We start from the raw sequence: 327 nt of genomic DNA, 5'->3' as shown, positions 1-327 counted from the left end.
GCGTTTCTCTCGGTCGGCGCGACGTCATGGTTCTGTCGGTCGACGGAGATATAGCAATACCCGTGCCTAAATTTTTTTCATTTGAAAATCAAAGCGTTGCGAAACGACCTGTCAATCATCCGACAGGTCGTCGTCACGCCGGCTCATGCCGTACTTGCGCATCTTCTCTACCAGCGTGGTGCGGCGGATGCGCAGGCGTTCGGCGGCCCGCGCGACCACTCCGCCGGCGTCGTCGAGGGCCTGCTGGATCAGGCCCTGCTCGAGGTTGGCCAGGTAGTCCTTGAGGTCCAGGCCTTCGGCCGGCAGCATCGCCGGCGCGTCCATTCC

The 327-nt window shown here is 61.8% G+C and carries 1 protein-coding gene; it reads right to left on the bottom strand.

Annotation, left to right across the window (positions count from 1 at the left end; translation table 11 throughout):
* Positions 1 to 111 precede the first annotated feature (111 nt).
* Positions 112 to 327, bottom strand: a 216-nt coding sequence (locus tag ACLJNW_RS23980) for a helix-turn-helix domain-containing protein (protein ID WP_410961191.1), incomplete at its 5' end; no start/stop codon positions are given.

The organism is Salmonella sp. SAL4457 (assembly GCF_046548235.1).
GTDB classification, from domain to species: Bacteria; Pseudomonadota; Gammaproteobacteria; order Enterobacterales; family Enterobacteriaceae; genus Salmonella; species Salmonella enterica.
The sequence above is the reverse complement of the archived record's forward strand: the minus strand, read 5'-3'. Positions and strand labels throughout refer to the sequence as shown.